Origin of the sequence: Pantoea sp. GCM10028869 (genome assembly GCF_042666835.1) — a bacterium.
Taxonomy (GTDB): Bacteria; Pseudomonadota; Gammaproteobacteria; order Enterobacterales; family Enterobacteriaceae; genus Pantoea; species Pantoea leporis.
Genome location: NZ_JBHTGO010000002.1, coordinates 127,748 through 149,545 on the forward strand (window position 1 = coordinate 127,748; position 21,798 = coordinate 149,545).

The window sequence follows — 21,798 nt, forward strand, 5'->3', positions numbered from 1 at the left end:
TTGTCAGGTTACCAGCATCAAGGCGCCGTCTGAGCGGGTATCGGGTGCGATGCCATATTCCTGCGCGCGCGCCAGGATGGCGGCGGCCCAGCGGCGATGCGTCGCCGGTTCACACATCGCGCCCTGCGATTTGAATACCGCCTGGCTTGAGTTGAGGATGCGGAAGGCATCCGCCTGATCGCTGGCGGAAACCATCAACATCTCCTGAATCTTGCCGATTTGGCTCGGGTGAATGGCGGTTTTGCCCACCAAACCGTGCGCGATATCCAGCGCCAGTTCCTGATCCATAATCTGTTGATCGTCGATGTGCTCGCACACCGGCGCGGTCAGCGCAAAATCCCGCGATGCGAATACCGCCACCAGCATTTTGATGGTGTAACCCATCGGGCTGTCATACAGCGTGAAGTGACGTGAACGGCGCAGCGACAGCACATTCATCAAATCGTTACCGCCGATGCGCAGGGCGATCACGCGCTCGCGGCAGGCATGGTTTTGCAGCGTGAGGGCCAGCTCGCGCATCGCCACCACGTCGAACACCTCTTCGGTTTCCAGCGTCGGCATCATGCACAGATGGCTCGGTTCAAGAATCTGCCACCACAGCGGCAAGGAGTCGGCGGTGAATTTCGGCAGCACAAAACCGTCTATTGCGCTGAGGTTGAGGTTTTCCACCAGCCACGCGCCCATCTCGCTGTTACGCGGACGGATAAACACCAGCGGCCACTGCGCGTTGCCATTGGCACGCTGTTCGGCATTCAACACCAGCAGGATCTGCTGGAGATTGTGCAGCGCCTGCGGCAAATCCGCATCACTGACCGCATCTTCCAGGCAGATCACCAGCGAGCGCAACCCGCTGATTTTATTGTGCAGAATGGCATCGACGATATCGCTGCGCACCGCCGGCATATACAGCGTTGCGCCCAATCGCCATGGAGAGAGACGGCCGTTCATCACAGCACCTTTTTGATTATCGTCACGGCGCGGTATTGCCCAAGATCGGCACCCGCTTCTGTGATGGTCAGCCCTTTTTGTTGGGCAAGATAGACCAGCAGTGCCACGTCGGGATCGTTCACCGAATGGACCAGCACCTGATCCGGCACGCGACGCAGCACGGCGCGCGTGGCTTCGGCGATGCCCGGCTTAATGCGGTTGATGCTGTTCACCTGATAACGCGCCGCCAGCATGGCGATCACCGCTTCACTTTGCGCCACCAGCTGCTGCTGATGTTGTGGATCCTGCTGGCACGCGGGCAGGGCGCTGACATCCAGCGATCGCGCATATTCCGCCACGGTGTTCACCAGCTGCTGGCTGCAATCGTATTGCGCCAGATGGTCGCATTGTACGCAGCCGTGCAAGCCATCTTCAGACCACAATGATCGCGAGATCAACCCTGAAACCGGCGCGCCCATAATGCCAAACGGGATCAGCCAGTCATCATCGCTGGCCGAAAGCCACGCCCGACCGCACGGATCGGCCAGCACCACCAAGCGCGGTTGTGCCGGATAGCCGGGACGATGTTCGAGGCTGCGGATCAGCTCGCCGGTGATGGCGCCTTTGCCGGTCCAGCCATCAACGAACACAATGCCTGCGGTGCCGTGGCGCGCTTCGATGATCTCCAGCGCGGCCTGATCAATACCGCGATCGCGGATGATGCTGATGCCGTAATGGTAGGATTCGTGGCCCATCGCGCGCAGCGCCTGTTGCAGCATCACGCCGAGCGGCACGCCCGCGCGCACCAGGCTGGCGAGCACAATCGGCGTGTCGCCAAACTGGTGTGCCAGCGTCCGCGCCAGCATGGTGACTTCTTGCGCCAGGCGTCCGGCACCGGCGTCAAGCGCGCGGGAAAACAGCTCAAGGTGCCAGCGCGTCGGTTCCGGTTCCTGACTCAGCATCTCGGAATAGTGGCGCGCGCCAGATTGGATCAGCTGCTCTTTTTGCTCCACTGGCGTCATGTCGATTTCAACCGGCTTCAGCAGAAATTCGACGTCGCCGGCTCGGTACGATCCAGAGAAAGGCAAGTTATTCACCATCTGTTTGTTCTCCGAATATGGCCTGGTTGATGCGTTCGGCAAACTGGCTCTGACGCGGAATGCCGTACCAGCTGCACAGCTTCATAAAGCGGTGATCGCTGAGGCTGTCGCCAAGGCCAATCACCGGGAAAACGCCGCGCTCGTTACGCAGCTTTTCCAGCAGGTAGCTGACGGCTAAGCCTTTTTCCACCACGTTCGGCAGCCAGGCGACGTTGTTGCTGTTGCGATGGATGTAATAGCCGGCGGTGGGGAAGCGTTGCTCGATTTCATCGGCGATGGCGTAAAGCTCTTCGAGGCGCGTGCTGTCGCGGTGCTTCATCACCAGATAGATCGGCGTGACGCCATATTCATAGTTGATGCGCGCCCAGCCGTTGATGTCGCGCTCTGCCATCAGGTCGGTGATCGCCTGCTGCATTGAGAGCAGCGCCGGGCCGTACGGCGTCAGTTTTTCCAGCATCTGCGCGCGCCATTCGGCATCTTCCTCGCCTTGCGGGTTAAGGATCACCGCGCCGTGCGTGGTCACCGCCCACGATCGGAAAGGGATCTGCACGCGGGCAATCTCTTCGGTGCCGCGGGCGGTGACCGGGATCAAATCGGCCTGCTCGATCATCCAGTCAACCAGCATCGACTGCTCTTCAGTCATAAAGCTGCGCGGCTGCAGGCTGAGATCGAGCGCGCCAGTCCGGAACGGCTCAAGATCGAGCTCGTCCACCATTTTGCGGCGCGTCTGAAAAAGCGTGTCGTCAAGGTCGGAAAAAATCACCGGTTTATTCATAGCTGATCACCTCCACCTGTGGCGCAATCTTGGTCAGTGCCGTGGTTAACAGCGGATCCACGCTTTCGACCGGCGTTTCGATGCACAGCAAAATGCGGTCAAACTGCTGATGCGCCACGTTGTAAACGAAGTTGGCGATGCCGAGACCGTAGTTATCACCGAAGGCGATAGCTGATTCGATGGCAAATCCGGTAGCGATTGGCGAGCGCGTGGTGGAGCTGTATTTCACCTCTGCGCCTTGTGCCGCCAGACGTTCAGCCAGCAAGAAGGGTTCCCAGACAAATTCGCTGCTGCCGAGCACGAGAATTTTCTCTCCCGGCTGCGCCTGAATCGCGCGCCCCAAATCGCCCGCTGGCGCTGCCATGCCGAGTCGGCCCCAGCGCTGTTTGCCGGTGATGGGCACGGTGGCGGCATCGTTAAGCACCATCGCTGGCATCGGCGGCAGTGCGGCGTCGGGATCCTGCTGCCAGTGCCAGTCGCCTTGCACCAGCGACACGCTGCGCACCGGCACCGGACAGCGCGCGGATAACGCATCGCCGCTCCAGTCGGTGAGCGTGACGGCGATAACCTGCTCGATCTGCGTTAAGCCGCCGTCGTTGCGCAGCGCTTCGAGCAGGTTAATAAAGGTGTTGCCGGTGGTGGCTTCGTCATCAATCATTACCAGCGTGCGCGCGTTGAGCACGCGCTGGCGCAGCTGCGCATCATCGGGCAGGTAGATCAGATGATCGGTGGCGTGGCTGTGATTTTCTTTAAACTCGCACAGCAAATCCGCCTGCTGCGGATGGCGCGTTGAGGTGAGATACACCGGCTCACTGACGTGCTGGCGCACTTCATCAAACACGCCTGCGCCGAGGCCAACGGCGGTTTCCGCCATGCCGATAAACAGCACCGGGCCGTCAGAAAGCGGCGGAAACTGCTCCGCCAGCTGGCGATACACGGCGCGCATTTTCTCCGGCGCCACCGGAATGTGGCGGCCAAGCACTTTACTGACGAACAAAAAAGCGCGCTTGGGATTGCGGCGCTCGGCGATCTCGAACAGATCGTCGATGGCGCTGATGCCGCCGGTTGGCGTAACGCTCAGCGTGCCGCATGACAGCGTCCTGCTCCAAAGTGTGGTCATGGATTGTTCCTTATTGAACCTGGTTGGACAGGACGGGGTTGTACGCCACCACGTCGCTCAGCGCGCGGACGGTGGCTGGCGTGAAGTCGCGGCGGGCGTTGTCGATCACCTGCTGCTGACTGATCAAGCCTAGCTGGCGCAGGGCAAACAAGCCGGGAAGATTGACGCCGCTGAAGCGGGTATAACCAATGCCGCCGGAGGGGCGCATATTGATCTCCAGTAATAGCGGTTTGCCGCTGGCGTCATTGCGCGTCTGCACGTTGATCAATCCATCCGCGCCCATCGCAGCGGCACAGGCTAGCGCCAGCTCAAAGGCTTCGCCGCGGTTTTCCAGATACTGCAGCGCCCCTTCTTTGCGGCGCGCCACGGCGGCCAGCACCTTGCCGTTTTCCGCCAGCATATCAACCGAATATTCCGGGCCCGGCAGATACGGCATCAGAACCAGCGGCTCCATGCTGTCGGCGCCCTCCAGCGCCTGTAAGTAATATTCGGCTTTCACCCGGCGTGCGTCGGGATGGGTAAACGGCGCCATCGGCGAGACACTTTCATCAAACTGCCAGAATCCCATGCCATAAATACCGGTAACCGGCTTTACGCACAGCGGCAGATCGCCAAAGGGTTTACCGGCGATCAGCTCACGCAACTGTACGGGTGAATCCACGCGCAGTGAAGGCACCACCGGCAAATTCAGGCTTTTCATATGGTGGGCAAACGCGACTTTGTCATCGGCCAGATCCAGCATTACAACATCGCGTGCGCCGGTGGTTAAGCGCGCACCGCTGGCTTCGATAGCGGCGCGATGGGCTTCAAACCAATGAGCATGTCGACCGGTATGGATCGCCTGAATGGCATATTTTTCTACGGTAGAAATAATAAATTCGAGGCGCTGATTAACATCACCAGGTTCAATTAATGCATGATCCGCCAGCGAAAGTATTTCATTACGCGATTGGCGATGTGATGCATAAATCGACACGTTGTAGTTATGTTTTTTAGCTGCAGATGTTATGCCATTAATTATATCGCGCTGGGAGGATAAACCTTCCATTAGCCAAATTTTGTGAGACATTTCTAATTATTTCCGCAAGAGGCTGGTGGCTGGATTATGGTTTGCGAGTTTATTTCTCACTTTGAAATGAGTCAATCATAATATGATTTTTTACCCTAACGTAACCTTATGAATTTTAATGTAAAGAATTGTCATGTTTAGTGCGTTGCTGGTTCGGGCTGGATTCTTTTAAGTTGTTCTTCTGCAAGGATTTATTGTATTTCATAAAATTGCTGTGAAAATTAATGCTGAACATGAATATCCTCATGTTATGATTTTGCCCTCATGGAATTTGTTGCAAATATAAAACCCTTTTCAAACCTGTTTGAAGGAATTATGACATGGTTTCATTAAGCAAGAATCAGACGGTTTCACTCAGCAAACAAACCGCTTCGCTGAATAAATTACATTTCGGCTTAGGCTGGGATCCCATTAAAAAGAAAGGCTTCATGGGCAAGCTTTTTGGTGGTGGCAGCGATTCCATCGATCTGGATGCCAGCTGCGTATTATTGGATCAATCCGGTCATGCCATTGATACCATCTGGTTCCGCGCATTAACCTCTAAATGTGGTGCGGTGAAACACAGCGGTGATAATCGTACTGGCGAAGGCGATGGCGACGATGAAGTGATCATCGTTGAGTTGTCACGTCTGCCAGCTAACGTTGAGTATCTGGCGTTCACCGTGAACAGCTTCCAGGGTCAAACCTTCAACGAAGTGGAAAATGCCTTCTGCCGCGTGGTGGATCAAAACGGCAAAGAGCTGGCGCGCTATGAGCTGACTGAGCAAGGCAGCCATACCGGCATCGTGATTGCTTCGCTGCACCGCAACGGCGGACTGTGGGACTTCACGGCGCATGGCCGCGCGAGTGCCGGCCGTACCATTGACGCGATGCAAAACGACATCGTTGCCGCAGTGGTGCGCTAATGAATATGACGCCGGGGAGCAATGCTCCCGTTCCCGCTAATCTGCTGACGGTGCGCGTACTCGCTGGCGCCGCCGTTGATGCTTCGGCCTTTCGTCTGTTCGCCAGCGGCAAAGTCAATGGCGATGCCGATATGGTGTTCTACGGTCAGCCGGATAACGATGACCGCACCATCAGCCTGAAAAGCGAAGGGCACAACTCTGCCTTTTCTGTCGATCTTAACCGCTTGCGTCCTGACGTGCAGAAAGTGGCCTTTACCGTTACCTGTGACGGCGGCCGCAACGTGTCGGGTTTGCAACGTCTGGCGATTCAGGTGGAGCAGAGCGGTGAAGTGTTGCTGAATGGCAGCGTGGAGCTGGTAGGACGTCAGGAAGCAGCGTTGATCCTCGGCGAACTTTACCGCCGTAATAATGAGTGGAAATTCCGCTTTATTGCGCAGGGTTTCAACGGCGGCTTAAAGCCGCTGGCGGAACATTTTGGTGTGGATGTGGCTGAACCCGCGCCTGCCCCAACGCCTGCGCCTGCACCGCAGGCGGCACCGGCTCCAGCACCGACACCCGCGCCGGCAAAAATCAATCTGAGCAAAGTGTCTCTTACCAAAGAGAAGCCAGCCATCAGCCTGACCAAGCGCGATAACTTCGGTGAGATCCGCATCAATCTGAACTGGCACCGTGAAACCAGCAGCGGTGGCGGCGGGTTGCGCGGATTGTTCGGCGGCAACAAAGGCGTGGATCTCGATCTCGGCGCCTTCGTTGAGCTGCAAGACGGCTCGCGCGGTGTGATCCAGGCGCTGGGCGGCAATTTTGGCGCTATGCATGCCAAACCTTTCGTACACTTGCAGGGCGACGATCGCACCGGTGAAGTGACCGACGGCGAATGGCTGCACATCAACGGTCGCGAATGGAGTCAGATTCGCGAGGTATTAATTTTCGCCTTCATCTATCAAGGTGCGGCGAGCTGGGACAAAACGGATGGCGTAGTCACGCTGCACATTCCAGACCAGCCTCCGATTGAAACGCGTATGACTGAAGGGGAGAACCGCCGCAACATGTGTGCGATTGCTCGCCTGGTCAATGAGAACGGCAGTATCCGCGTCGAGCGTATCAATCAGTTCTTTAACGGGCATTCCGATATGGACAAAGCTTTCGGTTGGGGATTCAACTGGCGAGCTGGCTCCAAATAATAACAGACAGAGGATTCACTATGAGCTTTTTCAACAAGGTTAAAGGGGCATTTAATTCCGGCCGCGATGAATTAACCAAACAGGTTAGCCGCTTTAAGAACAAGAAATTTATGCAAGGAACCGTCGCGGTGTGCGCACGCATTGCGGTGGCAGACGGCGGCGTGAGCGCGGAAGAGAAGCAGAAGATGATCGGTTTTCTGCGCGCCTCCGAAGAGTTGAAAGTCTTTGATACCAATGAAGTGATTGAGTTCTTCAACAAGCTGGTGAGCAGCTTTGATTTCGATCTGGAAATCGGCAAGGGCGAAACCATGAAGTACATCATGGCGTTGAAAGATCAGCCGGAAGCCGCACAGTTGGCGATCCGCGTAGGTATTGCTGTCGGTAAGAGTGATGGTGATTTTGATGCTGACGAGCAGAAAGCGGTGCGCGAAATCGCCGTCGCTTTGGGCTTTGATCCAGCAATATTTGGTCTGTAATTTTTTATCTTTTAAGGGTTCATCATGGTGTCTACGCACATTGGCTTCCCAACTGAAACAGTCGCGGTTTTCATCGCGCTGTCGGTGGGCGCTATTTTTATTGACCTGTTCATGCACCGCGGCGACAAGCCGATTTCGCTGAAAAGCGCGGCGCTGTGGTCAGTGTTCTGGGTGGCGGTGGCGATGGGTTTCGCCGGCTTCCTCTATATCCATCACGGCGCTGAAGTTGCCAGCCTGTTCGTGACCGGTTATGCGCTGGAGAAAGTACTTTCCGTCGATAACCTGTTCGTGATGATGGCGATCTTCTCGTGGTTTGCCGTTCCGGACCGCTATCGTCACCGCGTGCTTTACTGGGGCATCATCGGTGCCATCGTTTTCCGTGGCATCTTCGTGGCGATCGGTACCGGCTTGCTGAGCCTTGGTCCGTATGTCGAAATCGTGTTTGCGCTGATCGTCGCGTGGACGGCGGTAATGATGCTGAAAAGCGGCGATGACAGCGACGAGATCGAAGATTACTCGCAGCACCTTGCTTATCGCATGGTGAAGCGCTTCTTCCCAATCTGGCCAAAAATGCGCGGTAACGCCTTCCTGCTGAATCAGAAGGAAGTTGATGAAGAGCTGCAGAAGCCAGAAAACAAAGACGTAGCGATTGGTCGCGGCAAGAAAGCGGCACTGTATGCCACTCCGTTGATGCTGTGTGTGGCGGTGGTTGAACTCTCTGACGTGATGTTCGCCTTTGACTCCGTGCCGGCGATTATCGCAGTAAGCCGTGAACCGCTGATCGTTTATAGCGCCATGATGTTCGCCATCCTCGGCTTGCGTACACTGTACTTCGTACTTGAAGCATTGAAGCAGTATCTGGTTCACCTCGAGAAAGCCGTCATCGTGCTGCTGTTCTTCATCGCGGTGAAACTGGGTCTGAATGCTACCGATCATATCTGGCATCACGGCTACAGCATCTCTGCTAGCGCCAGCTTGTTTGTGGTACTCGGCGTGTTAGCGGTCGGTATCGTACTCAGCGTGATGTTCCCCGGTAAGCCCGAGGAAAAAGAAGAGAGCTGATCTTCTGCCAGCAATGAGTCTGAAAAATCATTAACCAAGAGGTAATTACAATGAGCGTTTCTCTTTCTAAAGGCGGTAACGTTTCGCTGAGCAAAGCGGCACCAACCATGAAAAACGTCCTCGTTGGCCTTGGCTGGGATGCACGTTCCACCGATGGTCAGGACTTTGACCTTGATGCGTCAGCGTTCTTGCTGTCCGCCAGCGGCAAAGTCCGCGGCGATGCTGACTTTATTTTCTACAACAATCTGGTCTCTTCCGACGGTTCCGTTTCTCACACCGGTGACAACCGTACTGGTGCAGGCGATGGCGATGATGAATCGCTGAAAATCAAACTGGATTTGATCCCGGCTGACGTCGACAAGATTGTGTTTGTGGTCACCATCCACGATGCGCAGACCCGTCGTCAGAGCTTTGGCCAGGTTTCCGGCGCGTTTATCCGCCTGGTGAACGATGACGACCGCAGTGAAGTGGCGCGTTACGATTTGACCGAAGATGCCTCCACTGAAACCGCGATGCTGTTTGGTGAGCTGTACCGTAACGGCGCCGAGTGGAAATTCCGCGCGGTAGGCCAGGGTTATGCAGGCGGCCTCGCTTCGGTATGTGCTCAGTACGGTATCAACGCGTCTTAATTATCACGGGCAGCTTCGCGCTGCCCGCATCATCCAATTAAAAGCAGGAGCTTTAAAATGGCAGTTTCTCTGGTAAAAGGCGGTAACGTTTCCCTGACTAAAGAAGCACCAACCATGAATGTTGCCATGGCGGGTCTGGGTTGGGATGCACGTGTAACAGATGGTCAGGATTTCGACCTCGACGCGTCAGTATTTATGGTCGGTGACGACGGTAAAGTGCTGAGCGATGCCAGCTTCATCTTCTTCAACAACAAGCAGAGCGCTTGTGGTTCCGTTGAGCATCAGGGCGATAACCGCACCGGTGCTGGCGATGGCGATGACGAGCAGGTTAAAATTACCCTGTCTAAAGTACCGGCTGAGGTGAAGAAGCTGGTCTTCGCGGTGACCATTTATGATGCCGAAGCGCGTAAGCAGAACTTCGGCATGGTGAGCAACAGCTTCATGCGTATCTTCAATAATGACAGCGGTGCTGAAATCGCCCGTTTTGACCTGTCTGAAGATGCGTCTACCGAAACCGCGATGGTGTTTGGTGAGCTGTATCGGAATGGTGCCGAGTGGAAATTCAAAGCCGTTGGTCAGGGCTTCGCAGGCGGCCTGTCAGCGCTGGCTTCGCAGCACGGCGTGAGCGTCTGATTCAAAGCATTGCTATCAAAGCCCCGGCTGGTCCGGGGCTTTTTATTATCCAAAGGACGCATCCTTAACAGGAGGTTAAAACTATGATGTTACAACCGGGCCAGAACCTGCCGCTGAACACCACCGAACTGACGTTGCGCCTGCACTATGCTGCTTCATCCACGTTGCGCGGCGATGTGGATACCAGTGTTTTCCTGCTCGATGCCGCTGGCAAAGTGAGTGGCGATGCCGATTTCATCTTCTTCAATCAGCCCACAACCGCCAATCGCAGTGTGGTCATGCAGAGCACGCCGCAAGGCTGCACCATTAATCTGGATCTGATGAAGATTGCCGCCAGCGTCAGTAAAATCGCCGTCGCCTTAGTGATTGACGGCGACGAGGCGATCAATGCGCTCAACAGCCTGAGCTTAACCGCTGAAGATATTGCCCAATTCAGCCCGGAAACGCACGGGCGCGGGGAGAAGGCGCTGATTCTGGCCGAAGTTTATCGTCACAATGGCGGCTGGAAGCTGCGCGCTCTGGGGCAGGGATTCAACGGCGGGCTCGAACCACTGGCGCGTCATTATGGCGTGGATATCGCCCAGCCCGATCCTCAGCCAGCCGCGCCAACGGTGGTGAGCCTGGAGAAAAAGCTGCAACAGAAAGCGCCACGATTAGTGAGCCTGGCGAAAAACGCCAGCGTTAGCCTGAGCAAATACCAGCTACAAACGGTGAAAGCGAAGGTGGCATTTGTACTGGACGCCTCGGGTTCGATGAAAGGGCAGTTTAGTAAGGGCAACGTGCAGGCCGTATTAGATCGCATTGCGGTGCTGGCGGCGCAGTTTGATGATGACGGTTCGATGGATGTCTGGGGCTTCGGTCAGCAGCACGCGAAATATCCCGATGTAACCCTGGATAATCTTGATGGCTACATCGCCACCATCCAGCGTGGCGGCAAGACATCGGCGTGGGAGATTTTACCCGGACTGGGCGGCACTAATAATGAACCGCCGGTCATGGAAGAGCTGATTGATACCTTTAGGCACAGCGATCTGCCAGTGTACGTGGTTTTCATTACCGACGGCGGCATCAGCAAAACCCGCGCCATCAAAGAGGCGATTCGCCGCTCGGCTAACTATCCCATCTTCTGGAAATTTGTCGGCCTCGGCGGCAGTAATTATGGCATTTTGCAGGATTTGGATAACTTCAACGATCGCCGCATCGACAACACCCATTTCTTCGCCATCGACAACTTTGCCAGCCTGGCGGAAGACCGGTTATACGATCTGCTGCTGGAGGAGTTTAAGCCGTGGCTGGATGCAGCAAAGGCTGACCGGATTTATTGATCAGCCTGAATTGTGCGCCTAAGGATCCAGACGCAGCATGCGCAGTTTTTCCATTGGCACGCGGCGTTTTTTCCACGTTGGATGGAAATGACGCCAGTGTGGATCCTGCGCGGCGGCCAGTAACTCAAAATCACCGCGCGTATCGCCCCAGGCGCGCAGGTGATAGTTATGCAGCGGGCCGTAAACGCTTTCCAGTCGCTTGACCTTTTGCCCGCAGCGGCAGTTATGACCGGTAATTTTTCCGGTGAGAATGCCGTCTACCACTTCTAATTGGGTACCGATCAGATTGATGCCCAGACGCTCGGCGAACGGTTCTAACACCATCGCTGGCGAGGCGGAACAGATGGTCACTTCGGCGCTGGAGTTCACTTCGGCGGCAACCGCTAACAGCCCGGCTGGGCGCATTAGCTTATTCCAGTTTGCCGCGCAGAAAAGTTGCGCCTGCTGGCGAATCCATTGCTCCTCAACGCCGGTTAAAAAGGTGTGAATCAACACTTCTTTTAACTCATCACGCGTTAGCTTTTTCCGCATGCAGCGCAGCGTAGGGAATGCCAGTTTGGCAATTTTGCGTGCGAACGCGCGTTTGCCAAAGCTGAAGCGCAGAAAGGGGATGAAGCTGTCGTGAATGGTCAGCGTGCCGTCAAAATCGAAGACTGACAGAACCTGATTTTCACGCGCTAAGGAGGATTCCATGGACATGTTGTTCTCTTTTGTCGCAAGCCGTAATCAATGCCACGATGATAGCAAATGGCTGGCCGATATTCTCATGCGTGAATGCGGCTACCGATAAACGGTAGCCGTTTGAAACGCTTACTCGCGGATTTTGCCCTCCTCCTCGCGGGTTTTACCCTCTTCGATAAACTCTTCGTCAATCTCTTCAGAGTTCTCACGGTTATCGCGACCGGAGAGCAGATTCCAGCAGGCAATAAACAGCGCGGCGATCAGTGGACCAATCACAAAGCCGTTGATGCCGTACACTTCCATGCCGCCTAGCGTGGAGATCAGGATCAGATAGTCCGGCATTTTGGTGTCTTTACCGACCAGCAGCGGACGCAGAATATTATCCACCAGGCCAACCACCACCACGAAGAAGCCAATCAGGAACAGCGCTTTCCAGATGGCGCTGGTGGCGAAGAAGAAGATGGTTGCCGGTACCCAGACAATGGCGGAACCGACCGCCGGAATGAGCGACAGGAACGCCATCAAGGTGCCCCACAGCAAGCTGCCATCAATGCCAGTGATCCAGAAGGCGATGCCGCCCAGCACACCTTGTACCACCGCAACCACCACCGTGCCTTTGACCGTGGCGCGCGATACCGCTGCGAACTTCATCAGCAGGTGATGTTTCACGTAGGTTGAAAGCGGCAGCGCTTCAAGAATTAAATTCACCAGCCAGGCGCCATCTTTCAACAGGAAGAACAGCAGATAGAGCATCACGCCAAAGCCAACGGTAAAGGTGAAGGTCCCTTTGCCGATCAGGAACACGCTGCCCGCCATGTATTGGCCGCCTTTCAGCGCAAAGCCAGAGAGCTTCTGCTGAATCTCCTGCGCGTTGTTCAGGTTGTTATCGGCGAGATAGTTGCGTGCCCAGGAAGGCAGATGCTGCAGCAGATCGGCAAACACCGCAGGGAACTGCGCGGAGTTGTTCTGCAGCTTGGTGTAGACGGTGTTAACTTCAACCACCATTGAAGAGGTGATCAGCGCCAGCGGCGTGAACACCATCAGGCAGATAATCAGTAACGTAGCGAACGAAGCCAGACCGTTGCGATCGCCCATTTTACGGCGCAGCAGCGACTTCAGTGGATGGAAGATCACCGCCAGAATCGCGGCCCAGAAAATGGCAGAAAAATAGGGTGTCAGCACATCAAAAAAGGCGAAGGTGACGATCGCCAAAATAACGATAAAGAAGCCTAAATTAAGTCCTTTAATACGCATTACATAGTCTCGTCAGTAGATAGGGCGAATGAACTATAGAACGCTTAACGGGGAAAGTAATGTTTTTAGGATCGATGGTTCGCTTAAGCTCGTGAAGAGAGCAGACACAGGATGTCCCGATTTGTCCGCCTGATGTCTGTTCACTGGCTGGCGCGGCAGCACTATAACGGTGATGATGGTGGCTGAAACTCATGGGAGGAAATCATGCTGGAACTACGTCCTAACTGCGAATGCTGCGATAGAGATCTGCCGCCGGAGTCGCTTGAGGCGAGCATCTGTTCATTTGAATGCACGTTCTGTGTGGCGTGCGCGGAAGGTATCCTGGCGCAGCGCTGCCCGAATTGCAGCGGTGAGCTGGTGCGTCGACCGATTCGTCCTGCTGCAGCGTTAGCACGTCATCCGGCGTCCTCAACGCGCCATTTATCTTCTTCATGAGATAGTGAGCGTGCAAACCAATATTCTGCTCATGTAAACGTTTACCCTAAATAGTTTATCAGGCTGCCTCGGGATATTTAAACGTTACGCAAGCAGGGTAATTTTGAGCACGATAGTAATCACCGCTGTGTATTAATGTTGGTTATAAACAATCCGGACCTAATAAGGAGCAGTAATTGTTAAATACTCATCAGGTTGCGCGTGTGGCGTGATGGAATTAAAAGGCTTAAGAAGTTAATGGTGTTGTTTTTAAAGGAATGTTTACCATTTCTGATAGCGTGGATTAGCTGCTTGAAATCCTAATTAATGTGTCTTTGCTGAATCTGGTCAGAGCACAGACCTTATTTATCCTGAAACAACGTTCCTAAAATAATATTTTTTCTGTCATTTATTTTTTGCGTATTTTTCTGAAAAATAGCCCTTTTCAAAAGAAGTTTTCAATTTTAAATGGTATTGTTTGCTGGCAATGCTAGTGATGTGGCGTTGTGTGCTTCAGTTTTACCCTCACTTTTGCAGGGTTTACCCCTTTATGCAATTTATGGAAATTGAATTATCCTCCCGATCCTTGCGATCGGGTTTTTCTTTATATTTCCCGCTCTCGCCGCAATAAACGCTGATGCGTCTCTTCGATCCTGTTAATGTCAGAAAATACACAATCGTTAAGAAAGTGATAAGTTGACGTAATTTCCTGTAAGTATGCGGTTTTTAAGAGTTTTGGAAATGCTTTTCTGTCTCCAGTTAATCAATAGTAATGCTTAACGGCACAGCAACCGCCGTTATCATTGGAGGCAACACCATGAAAAAAACAACATTAACTCTTATTGCGTCATTTATTGCATGCAGCACACTGTTATCTAGCGTGTCCTGGGCAGACGGCCCTGGTGACCAGCGCTGGCAGCCGCACGGCGGCGACCAGCATCAGGACCACGGACGTGGCCCGGATCGTGGCGGCGACCGCGGACCGGATCGCGGCAATCATCATGACCGTGGCCACGATCGCGGCCCCGGCCCGGATCGTCATGACCGTTATGCTGACCATCGTATGCCGGAAGGGCATCGTGACGGCGACCGCTTCGCCTGGGGCGGACATGACTTCCGTCGCGGCTATCCGGCACCGCCGGAGTTTCGTGGTCCGCACTATCGCGTAGATGACTGGCGCGACCGTGGACTGTATGAACCACCGCGTGGTGAGCATTGGGCTTACATCGACGGTAATTACGTGCTGGTGGCCGCAGCAACCGGCATCATCACCGCGATTCTGCTCAACGGCGCGTTCAACTAATCTCCCCGGCGGATGGCTGCGGCCATCCGTGTTTCTCTGCGCTTTATCCGCTCACCAGGTTATTCTCTCTACGACCCGTTTTTCCTTTCGATACGTTAAGGAGTGATGATGACCGTGGTAAAAATGGTGGCGGTGGATAAAGACGGCACCTTTCTCGACGACAATAAACAGTACAATCGCGCGCGTTTTAACGCCTGCTATCAGGAAATGAAGCAGCGCGGCATCAAGTTCGTGGTAGCCAGCGGCAACCAGTATTACCAACTCAAATCCTTCTTCCCTGAGATCGCCCACGAAATTGCCTTCGTGGCGGAGAACGGCGCGTGGATTATCGATTGTGATGAAGAGTTATTCTGCGGCGAGTTTTCTCGTCCGGATATTGATGCGGTGCTGGATACGTTACACAACGGTAACTATCCCGAACTGCGTTACATCCTGTGCGGACGCGACAGCGCGTACTACTTCGAAGGCCTTGATGAAAAGTGGCTGGTGAAAATGCGTCACTATTGCCACCGCCTGAAGGCGATTCGCAGCCTCGATGACGTGGCGGGCGATAAGCTGTTCAAGTTTGCGCTGAATCTGTCTGATGATTACGTGGAACCGCTGATGGCGGACATTGAGCGTCTGCATCAGGGGGCGGCTGCCGCCACGTCCAGCGGTCATGGATCGGTGGATTTGATCGTGCCGGGCAACCATAAAGGTCACGGCCTCGATCTGTTGGGCAAACGCTGGGGCATCGAACGCAGTGAAATTCTGGTGTTTGGCGACGGCGGTAACGATCTCGAAATGCTGCAGCAGTCGGGCTTCAGCTTTGCCATGGCGAACGCACCGCAGAAGGTCAAAGATGCGGCCCGCTTTGAAGCGCCGGGTAATAACGACGAGGGCGTTTTACAGGTGATTGAGCAGATGCTGGCCGGCAAACCGCCGTTTGTCATCTGATCGTCATTTATAGCTGAATTTATTCTTTGCTTTGCCGATATTCGATTGTGACGGAACGCACAATTCGCCGCTGAGCGGCACTTCTTATCTCAATCGTTAATGCAGTCGGTTAGAAAGGATAAATTATGTTGCCAACCCGTTTGGCTGCCCGCATGACGCTGGGTGGCCTGCTATTACTGTGCGTCACCACCGCAGTCGTATTTTCCGTTCTGTTGTTGCGCGGTCAGCCGCGCGTCATCGAAGCCAGCCATACGCTGATTGAGCAGGCCGGTAGCAATCTGGTCAGCCAATTAAATCAGCAGCTGGTGCGCATTGAAGGCGAGGCCGTCAGCATGGCGCGCCTTGCTGAAGTGTTGCCGCACGATGCCACGCTGTGGCAGCAAAGCTTCCCACAAATCATCAACAGCAGCGGCAATAAAACCATTGCCGGCGGCGGCGTGTGGCCGGAACCCGATGCGTTTAGCGCCGGTGTGCAACGTCGTAGCTTCTTCTGGGCGCGACAGGGTGATGGCGCGCTGGCCTATTCCGATGACTACAACCTGCCTGCGGGCAACGGCTATCAACAGGAAAGCTGGTACAGCGCGGTGCGTAACGGACCGCGCGATCGTTGCGGTTGGTCGGAGGTTTATCAGGATCCGGTCTCCGGTGTGAAAATGGTGACCTGCAGCGTGCCGTATGCGGCGGGCGATCGGTTTGCCGGTGTCGCAACGCTGGATGTGCAGCTGGATAATCTTGCGGGCTTTATGCAGCAGAAAGGGCAGGTGACGGGCGGTTATGCCTTTGCGCTCGATAGCGCGGGCAATCTGCTCTATTACCCAGGCCAGGATATGAAATCGCTCACCACCTTGAGCAGCCTGGCGGAAAAATCCAGCTGGCTGGCGCCGCTGGCCGCCCGTATCACCCAGTTGAAGGGCGATGGCGATGTATTACAACTGTCGGATTTTGCAGACGGCTACTTGCACAACAGCGCGCAGGTGACGCTGTTCCGCATGCCCGGCACCGGTTGGGTGATTGGCCTGGTAACGCCGGAAAGTGCCGTCAGCGGCCTGGCGCGTACCATGATGCGCGACATCTTCACTTTCCTGATTCCGGCGATGATCGTGCTGCTGCTGTTAACCTGGGCGTTTACCCAACGCATTGGCCAACGTCTGAAGGCGACGCACGCGGCGCTGGATGAGATTGCCAATGGCGATGGCGATTTAACCCGCCGTCTGACCAAAAGTGGGCGCGATGAGCTGGCGGATATTGCCGGTGCGTTCAACAGCTTTGTCGATAAGATCGCTGGCGTGATTACCCGCGTGCAGGGCAGCGGCGAAACGGTGGCGGCCAACGCATCGGGATTAGCGCACAGCAACACCGCGCTGTCGGAGAAAATCGCTGAGCAGGCTGCGGCGCTTGAGCAGAGTGCGGCGGCGATGGAGCAGCTTAACGCCACCGTGCAGCAAAACGCTGAAAATACCCGACTGGCCGATGCTGCCGCCGAACAGACCGCGCAGATTGCCCGCAGCAGCAGCGAAGTGATGGGCGAAGTGGTGAGCACCATGGGCGCTATTCAATCCTCGTCGCGCCGCGTGGCGGAGATTCTGACGGTGATTGACAGCATCGCGTTTCAAACCAACATCCTTGCCCTGAATGCGGCGGTGGAAGCGGCACGCGCCGGTGAGCAAGGGCGTGGTTTTGCGGTGGTGGCATCTGAAGTGCGCGCCTTAGCCCAGCGCAGCGCCACGGCGGCGCAGGAGATCAAAGCGCTGATTGCCGATTCCGACAGCAACGTGCTGGCCGGCAGTAAACTGGTGGAAGGCGCGGGGCAGCAGCTTTCGCAACTGGTTTCCGACGTGCATAAAGTGAAGCAGGTAGTCAGCGAGATGCGCGTGGCTGGTGATGAGCAGAGCAAAGGTATTGCGGAAGTGACGCTGGCCGTATCACAGATGGAGCGCGGTATTCAGCAAAACCTGATGCTGGTGACGCAAACCGCCGAAAATACCCAGGCGCTGCGTGATGAAGCGGCGCAGCTGGCGCAAGAGATGGCGATGTTTAAAGTGGCTGAGCAGTAAAAAATCGGGCAGCGTCGGCTGCCCGTTATCATTTAGACGATGCGCCAGGCGGCGGCAATCATCTCGGTTAACGTCGGTGCATCGTAGCTGACCCAGCCGTTTTTGCTGTTAGCGCGTGACACAATCCAGTCAACATCGGTTGCTGACAGCGTTGGGCCCTCTAACCAGAACGGCACGATCGCCTGCTGCTGGATCCAGGCTTTCAACGCCAGCGCGGGCGGCGCGGGATCGTCCGGCAGCAACTGTTGGCCGAACTGCGCCATCAAACGTTGCTGTTCAGCATGCTCGGTTTCTGCCAGCACCTCGAGGAACGGGAACAGTAAACGTCCGCACACTTCGCCGTGATGGAACGGCTTGATCGCCCCCAACTCACCGGCAATGCCGTGGATCACGCCCAATCCGGCGCTGCTCAGACACACGCCACCCAACCATGACGCCATCATCATCGCTTCGCGCGCAGCATCTCCGCGCTCGTCGTCACGGTTTAAATCTGGCCAGGCCTGGAAGAACAGTCGCAGCCCATTAAGCGCAGTTTGCTGGGTGAACAAATTGCCTTTGCGCGACAGATAGGCTTCGAAAAGATGGGTGAAGGCATCGATGGCGCAGGTTGCCAGCACGCTGTCGGGCGCGCCTTTTAGCAGATCGGGATCGAGAATCGCGACCTGCGGCACAAACACTGGATGGCGCAGCGAGGCTTTAACCTGAATGTGCTGCTGATCGGTCACCACTGCGTTCTGCGTGGCTTCGCTGCCGGTGCCGGCCGTGGTGGGAATGGCGATCAGCGGCAAGGTCACCGCTTGCACTGGCGTATCACCGACTTTCTCCAGATAGCGCGCGGTATTCAGCGGGTGCTGCATCATCGCGCTAAAGGCTTTAGCCGCATCCAGCACGCTGCCGCCACCAATCGCCACCACGCGATCAACATGGCCGCGCCAGCGTCGCACCCAGCCATCAATCTCATCCGGCGAGGCTTCATGGCTGACAATCTCGTAACCGATGATGTGATCGTTGAGCGCGGCACCTAAGCGCGTCCAGGCCGGACCATTCAGGAATGAGCGGCCGCAAAACAGCAGCGTCGGCTGGGTATTGGCCGCCAGCAGCGGAATCAGTTGGTCAATGCTGCCGCGCCCAAACAGGGTTTGTTGATTACTGTACAACTCGATCAGATTCTCACTCACCTGCACGTCCTTCTTGTTTGGCTCAAAGACCTAAGTGTAACCAAAAGCCGTGACACTCCCGCTGCAAACATTCTGATAACCCGCTGGCAAAAAGTTGATCACCTTCGCAAAACAGAAATTCCGCTGCGGCGCCAGGTGCTTTGTACGCAATGTTACCCTTAACATGATACCCGTAACATTGCTCAGCAGGATGTTTACTGTGGTGCACGTTGTTGATTCTCATGTCCTCTGGGATAACCAAAATAAACCGCTGCCGGTAGCTTACCGTGCGCAAAAGTGGAGAAAAATTATGCCATTACTCTATGTGGCGATTGGCGTAGCGTTACTGCTGTTGCTGATGATTCGTTTTAAACTGAACGGATTTATTGCGCTGATTCTGGTGGCGCTGGCCGTTGGCATGATGCAGGGCATGCCGGTCAACAAAGTTATCGTTTCGATTAAAACCGGCGTCGGCGGCACGTTGGGCAGCCTCGCGCTGATCATGGGCTTCGGCGCGATGCTGGGTAAACTGCTGGCGGATTGCGGCGGGGCGCAGCGAATCGCCACCACGTTAATCGCTAAATTTGGTGAGAAGCATATTCAGTGGGCGCTGGTGCTGACCGGCTTCACCGTCGGCTTTGCGCTGTTCTACGAAGTGGGCTTTGTGCTGATGCTGCCGTTGGTGTTCAGCATCGCCGCCTCCGCGCGCGTGCCGCTGCTCTACGTGGGTGTGCCGATGGCGGCCGCGCTCTCGGTCACACACGGTTTCCTGCCACCGCATCCGGGCCCAACTGCGATCGCCACGCTGTTTAATGCCGATATGGGTAAAACGCTGCTGTACGGAACGCTGCTGGGGATTCCAACCGTTATTCTCGCCGGTCCGGTTTATGCGCGCTTCCTGAAAGGCATTGATAAGCCGATCCCGGAAGGCTTGTGGAACCCGAAAACCTTTACCGAAGCGGAGATGCCTGGCTTTGGCGTTAGCGTCTGGACGGCATTGGTGCCGGTGGTACTGATGGCGTTGCGCGCGGTGGCGGAGATGCTGCTGCCGAAAGGTCACGTGTTGTTGCCGTATGCCGAGTTCTTTGGTGACCCCATTATGGCAACCTTGATCGCCGTGCTGATCGCCATCTTCACCTTTGGTCTCAACCGTGGCCGCAGCATGGATGACGTGATGGGCACCATCACCGATTCGATCAAGATCATCGCGATGATGCTGTTAGTGATTGGTGGTGGCGGGGCGTTCAAACAGGTGCTGGTGGACAGCGGCGTCGATAAATATATCGCCAGCATGATGCATGAAACCAATCTGTCGCCGATCTTCATGGCGTGGTCGATTGCTGCGGTGCTGCGTATTGCGCTGGGTTCCGCTACCGTGGCGGCGATTACGGCAGGCGGGATTGTCGCACCGTTGATCATCACCAGCGGCGCCAGTCCGGAACTGATGGTGATTGCGGTCGGCTCCGGCAGCGTGATTTTCTCTCACGTCAACGATCCGGGCTTCTGGCTGTTTAAGGAGTATTTCAACCTGACCATCGGCGAAACTTTCCGCTCATGGTCGGCGCTGGAAACCATTATTTCGGTGTGCGGTTTGCTGGGTTGCTTACTGCTCGCCAACGTCATCTAAGTATCAAGGCTGAGGCACTGCGCCTCAGCCGCTTGCGGTTTACTGCGTTAAGGCGCGGAATGCCGCGAGTTCCTCTTGCGGCATTCCCGCTTGTAACGCCGCGTCACAGATTTGCTCCCAGCTGTTGCTGTCGAGAGGAATGCCATCGCGTTCACGTGCCACGCGGTTTTGCTCCTCCCACTCGCCGGGCACCTGAATCGGTGCATCGCCACTTTGCGGCGACTGTTTCACCCAATCCAGGAATGATTCCGCCTCTTCCTGCATCGCAGGCGCATCAAACGCATCCGGATTCACGATGATGGTGGTCATGCAGTTGAAAATGGCATCGTGGCTGGTGACCAGCGTCTCATCATGCGTGGTGCGTCCGCCGGACAGCGCGCCGCCGAGAATTTCACACATGGTTGCCAGCGCATAGCCTTTGTGCAGACCAAACGGCATCAGTGAACCATACGGCGCCTGATGCATCACGCCCGGTTCGGTGGTCGGCTGGCCTTGATGATCAATCAGATAACCTGGCGCGACCTGCTGCTCTTTATTCCACGCCACTCGCGTTTTACCAAAGGCGATGCCGCTGGTGGCGAAATCGAGCAGCAGCGGTTTGGCATTGCGGCGCGGGAAAATGGCGCAGAAAGGATTGGTGCCAAAACGACGATCGCTACCGTTAAACGGCGCGACCATCGGATCGCCCATCACGTTAACAAAATGGAACGAGACAAAACCGGCGGCCGCACACTGTTCTGCCCAATGGCCGATGCGACCAATGTGGTGCGAATGGTGTAAACCAACCGCCGCAATACCTAACCTGGCTGCGCGCTCAATACCGAGTTGCATCGCCTCAAAGGCCGCCACCTGACCAAAACCGTTGTGCCCGTGTAGCGTCAGCACCGCGCCGGCGTCTTTTGCAATGCTGGCATGTTGGTTGAGTTGCAAAAAGCCCTGTGCCAGCGATTTCATGTAGCTCGGAATCATGCCAACGCCGTGTGAATCGTGACCCGCCAGATTCGCGGCCACCAAATGGTCGGCGACCAGGCGCGCTTCTTCGGCGCTGCTGCCAGCATGTAACCAAATGGCTTGAACAAACTGATGAAGGCGAGAAGGGGGAATAAGATGCAGAGTACTCATACGGTCAATCTCCTTATCATGAACAATCATGCATCCTGTGCCGAAACC

The 21,798-nt window shown here is 55.6% G+C and carries 21 protein-coding genes; 12 read left to right on the forward strand and 9 right to left on the reverse strand.

The genetic code is table 11. The annotated features are described in order from the left end of the window. Window positions 1-3: 3 nt before the first annotated feature. The 5 genes from ACFQW4_RS04760 to ACFQW4_RS04780 are packed head-to-tail and all read right to left on the reverse strand — an operon-like array spanning window position 4 to window position 4,991. Window positions 4-948: an HpcH/HpaI aldolase/citrate lyase family protein gene (locus ACFQW4_RS04760; RefSeq protein WP_350261655.1), complete on the reverse strand. Its 945-nt coding sequence runs from the start codon at window positions 946-948 to the stop codon at window positions 4-6. Next, complete coding sequence (locus ACFQW4_RS04765) at window positions 948-2,027, reverse strand: cysteine protease StiP family protein (RefSeq protein ID WP_377724147.1); 1,080 nt, start codon at window positions 2,025-2,027, stop codon at window positions 948-950. The genes ACFQW4_RS04760 and ACFQW4_RS04765 overlap by 1 nt, the downstream gene beginning before the upstream one ends. Then, window positions 2,017-2,802 (reverse strand): hypothetical protein, encoded by a 786-nt coding sequence (locus ACFQW4_RS04770; protein WP_101763319.1) that lies wholly within the window; start codon window positions 2,800-2,802, stop codon window positions 2,017-2,019. The genes ACFQW4_RS04765 and ACFQW4_RS04770 overlap by 11 nt, the downstream gene beginning before the upstream one ends. Further along, a complete protein-coding gene (locus tag ACFQW4_RS04775) occupies window positions 2,795-3,922 on the reverse strand; it encodes a phosphoribosyltransferase domain-containing protein (protein WP_377724150.1) in 1,128 nt (375 codons plus the stop codon). Before ACFQW4_RS04775 ends, ACFQW4_RS04770 begins: the two co-directional genes overlap by 8 nt. 10 nt (window positions 3,923-3,932) lie before the next feature. After that, entirely contained in the window at window positions 3,933-4,991 is a 1,059-nt protein-coding gene (locus ACFQW4_RS04780) for an ATP-grasp domain-containing protein (RefSeq protein ID WP_377724152.1), read from the reverse strand. Window positions 4,992-5,311: 320 nt separating this feature from the next. Between ACFQW4_RS04780 and ACFQW4_RS04785 the strand changes: the two genes are divergently transcribed. The 7 genes from ACFQW4_RS04785 (at window position 5,312) to ACFQW4_RS04815 (ending at window position 11,202) form a co-directional block, all read left to right on the forward strand. Then, window positions 5,312-5,896, forward strand: a complete 585-nt coding sequence (locus tag ACFQW4_RS04785; RefSeq protein ID WP_101763278.1) for a TerD family protein — start codon at window positions 5,312-5,314, stop codon at window positions 5,894-5,896. Further along, window positions 5,896-7,077: a TerD family protein gene (locus ACFQW4_RS04790; RefSeq protein WP_377724154.1), complete on the forward strand. Its 1,182-nt coding sequence runs from the start codon at window positions 5,896-5,898 to the stop codon at window positions 7,075-7,077. The genes ACFQW4_RS04785 and ACFQW4_RS04790 overlap by 1 nt, the downstream gene beginning before the upstream one ends. 20 nt (window positions 7,078-7,097) lie before the next feature. Then, window positions 7,098-7,553, forward strand: a complete 456-nt coding sequence (locus ACFQW4_RS04795; protein WP_101763276.1) for a tellurite resistance TerB family protein — start codon at window positions 7,098-7,100, stop codon at window positions 7,551-7,553. A 24-nt stretch (window positions 7,554-7,577) separates the two neighbouring features. Further along, on the forward strand, window positions 7,578-8,615 hold the full coding sequence (locus ACFQW4_RS04800) for a TerC/Alx family metal homeostasis membrane protein (RefSeq protein ID WP_008103746.1): 1,038 nt from the start codon (window positions 7,578-7,580) through the stop codon (window positions 8,613-8,615). 50 nt (window positions 8,616-8,665) lie between these two features. After that, window positions 8,666-9,244 (forward strand): TerD family protein, encoded by a 579-nt coding sequence (locus ACFQW4_RS04805; RefSeq protein WP_008103744.1) that lies wholly within the window; start codon window positions 8,666-8,668, stop codon window positions 9,242-9,244. A gap of 57 nt (window positions 9,245-9,301) precedes the next feature. After that, the gene (locus ACFQW4_RS04810; protein WP_101763275.1) at window positions 9,302-9,877 is read left to right on the forward strand and encodes a TerD family protein; all 576 of its coding nucleotides are present in this window, start codon (window positions 9,302-9,304) and stop codon (window positions 9,875-9,877) included. A gap of 83 nt (window positions 9,878-9,960) precedes the next feature. After that, window positions 9,961-11,202, forward strand: coding sequence for a VWA domain-containing protein (locus tag ACFQW4_RS04815; protein WP_101763274.1), 1,242 nt, complete (start codon window positions 9,961-9,963; stop codon window positions 11,200-11,202). A gap of 18 nt (window positions 11,203-11,220) precedes the next feature. On the opposite strand, the gene ACFQW4_RS04820 is transcribed toward ACFQW4_RS04815, so the two are convergent. Both ACFQW4_RS04820 and ACFQW4_RS04825 read right to left on the reverse strand, forming a co-directional pair. Next, window positions 11,221-11,901: an HAD family hydrolase gene (locus tag ACFQW4_RS04820; protein ID WP_101763273.1), complete on the reverse strand. Its 681-nt coding sequence runs from the start codon at window positions 11,899-11,901 to the stop codon at window positions 11,221-11,223. A gap of 111 nt (window positions 11,902-12,012) precedes the next feature. Then, window positions 12,013-13,137: an AI-2E family transporter gene (locus ACFQW4_RS04825; RefSeq protein ID WP_101763272.1), complete on the reverse strand. Its 1,125-nt coding sequence runs from the start codon at window positions 13,135-13,137 to the stop codon at window positions 12,013-12,015. A 204-nt stretch (window positions 13,138-13,341) separates the two neighbouring features. Here ACFQW4_RS04825 and ACFQW4_RS04830 point away from each other — a divergent pair, with 204 nt between their 5' ends. The 4 genes from ACFQW4_RS04830 (at window position 13,342) to ACFQW4_RS04845 (ending at window position 17,844) form a co-directional block, all read left to right on the forward strand. After that, window positions 13,342-13,572, forward strand: coding sequence for a DUF1272 domain-containing protein (locus ACFQW4_RS04830; protein ID WP_377724159.1), 231 nt, complete (start codon window positions 13,342-13,344; stop codon window positions 13,570-13,572). A 796-nt stretch (window positions 13,573-14,368) separates the two neighbouring features. Next, a complete protein-coding gene (locus ACFQW4_RS04835) occupies window positions 14,369-14,854 on the forward strand; it encodes an RcnB family protein (protein ID WP_137385350.1) in 486 nt (161 codons plus the stop codon). A 108-nt stretch (window positions 14,855-14,962) separates the two neighbouring features. Beyond that, complete coding sequence (locus ACFQW4_RS04840; RefSeq protein WP_101763270.1) at window positions 14,963-15,790, forward strand: Cof-type HAD-IIB family hydrolase; 828 nt, start codon at window positions 14,963-14,965, stop codon at window positions 15,788-15,790. Window positions 15,791-15,915: 125 nt separating this feature from the next. Continuing rightward, window positions 15,916-17,844: a methyl-accepting chemotaxis protein gene (locus ACFQW4_RS04845; protein WP_192236650.1), complete on the forward strand. Its 1,929-nt coding sequence runs from the start codon at window positions 15,916-15,918 to the stop codon at window positions 17,842-17,844. 32 nt (window positions 17,845-17,876) lie between these two features. Here the strand turns inward: ACFQW4_RS04845 and ACFQW4_RS04850 are convergent, their stop codons facing one another. Further along, on the reverse strand, window positions 17,877-19,028 hold the full coding sequence (locus ACFQW4_RS04850; protein WP_233501651.1) for an iron-containing alcohol dehydrogenase: 1,152 nt from the start codon (window positions 19,026-19,028) through the stop codon (window positions 17,877-17,879). 283 nt (window positions 19,029-19,311) lie between these two features. Between ACFQW4_RS04850 and gntT the strand changes: the two genes are divergently transcribed. Continuing rightward, window positions 19,312-20,628 carry a gluconate transporter gene (gene gntT / locus ACFQW4_RS04855; protein ID WP_101763267.1) on the forward strand — a complete coding sequence of 439 codons (1,317 nt, stop codon included), beginning with the start codon at window positions 19,312-19,314 and terminating at the stop codon, window positions 20,626-20,628. A 39-nt stretch (window positions 20,629-20,667) separates the two neighbouring features. On the opposite strand, the gene ACFQW4_RS04860 is transcribed toward gntT, so the two are convergent. Then, window positions 20,668-21,750: a malate/lactate/ureidoglycolate dehydrogenase gene (locus ACFQW4_RS04860; protein ID WP_192236649.1), complete on the reverse strand. Its 1,083-nt coding sequence runs from the start codon at window positions 21,748-21,750 to the stop codon at window positions 20,668-20,670. Window positions 21,751-21,798: the final 48 nt, after the last annotated feature.

Excerpts from the sequence above, each read along its gene's own strand:
- ACFQW4_RS04785 (WP_101763278.1), top strand. The coding sequence starts at position 5,312 with ATGGTTTCATTAAGCAAGAATCAGACGGTTTCACTCAGCAAACAAACC.
- ACFQW4_RS04775 (WP_377724150.1), bottom strand. The coding sequence starts at position 3,922 with ATGACCACACTTTGGAGCAGGACGCTGTCATGCGGCACGCTGAGCGTT.
- ACFQW4_RS04830 (WP_377724159.1), top strand. The coding sequence starts at position 13,342 with ATGCTGGAACTACGTCCTAACTGCGAATGCTGCGATAGAGATCTGCCG.
- ACFQW4_RS04790 (WP_377724154.1), top strand. The coding sequence starts at position 5,896 with ATGAATATGACGCCGGGGAGCAATGCTCCCGTTCCCGCTAATCTGCTG.
- ACFQW4_RS04820 (WP_101763273.1), bottom strand. The coding sequence starts at position 11,901 with ATGTCCATGGAATCCTCCTTAGCGCGTGAAAATCAGGTTCTGTCAGTC.
- ACFQW4_RS04835 (WP_137385350.1), top strand. The coding sequence starts at position 14,369 with ATGAAAAAAACAACATTAACTCTTATTGCGTCATTTATTGCATGCAGC.
- ACFQW4_RS04840 (WP_101763270.1), top strand. The coding sequence starts at position 14,963 with ATGACCGTGGTAAAAATGGTGGCGGTGGATAAAGACGGCACCTTTCTC.
- ACFQW4_RS04805 (WP_008103744.1), top strand. The coding sequence starts at position 8,666 with ATGAGCGTTTCTCTTTCTAAAGGCGGTAACGTTTCGCTGAGCAAAGCG.
- ACFQW4_RS04765 (WP_377724147.1), bottom strand. The coding sequence starts at position 2,027 with ATGGTGAATAACTTGCCTTTCTCTGGATCGTACCGAGCCGGCGACGTC.
- ACFQW4_RS04780 (WP_377724152.1), bottom strand. The coding sequence starts at position 4,991 with ATGTCTCACAAAATTTGGCTAATGGAAGGTTTATCCTCCCAGCGCGAT.
- ACFQW4_RS04770 (WP_101763319.1), bottom strand. The coding sequence starts at position 2,802 with ATGAATAAACCGGTGATTTTTTCCGACCTTGACGACACGCTTTTTCAG.
- ACFQW4_RS04810 (WP_101763275.1), top strand. The coding sequence starts at position 9,302 with ATGGCAGTTTCTCTGGTAAAAGGCGGTAACGTTTCCCTGACTAAAGAA.
- ACFQW4_RS04860 (WP_192236649.1), bottom strand. The coding sequence starts at position 21,750 with ATGAGTACTCTGCATCTTATTCCCCCTTCTCGCCTTCATCAGTTTGTT.
- ACFQW4_RS04815 (WP_101763274.1), top strand. The coding sequence starts at position 9,961 with ATGATGTTACAACCGGGCCAGAACCTGCCGCTGAACACCACCGAACTG.
- ACFQW4_RS04800 (WP_008103746.1), top strand. The coding sequence starts at position 7,578 with ATGGTGTCTACGCACATTGGCTTCCCAACTGAAACAGTCGCGGTTTTC.
- ACFQW4_RS04845 (WP_192236650.1), top strand. The coding sequence starts at position 15,916 with ATGTTGCCAACCCGTTTGGCTGCCCGCATGACGCTGGGTGGCCTGCTA.
- ACFQW4_RS04825 (WP_101763272.1), bottom strand. The coding sequence starts at position 13,137 with ATGCGTATTAAAGGACTTAATTTAGGCTTCTTTATCGTTATTTTGGCG.
- ACFQW4_RS04760 (WP_350261655.1), bottom strand. The coding sequence starts at position 948 with ATGAACGGCCGTCTCTCTCCATGGCGATTGGGCGCAACGCTGTATATG.
- ACFQW4_RS04795 (WP_101763276.1), top strand. The coding sequence starts at position 7,098 with ATGAGCTTTTTCAACAAGGTTAAAGGGGCATTTAATTCCGGCCGCGAT.
- gntT (WP_101763267.1), top strand. The coding sequence starts at position 19,312 with ATGCCATTACTCTATGTGGCGATTGGCGTAGCGTTACTGCTGTTGCTG.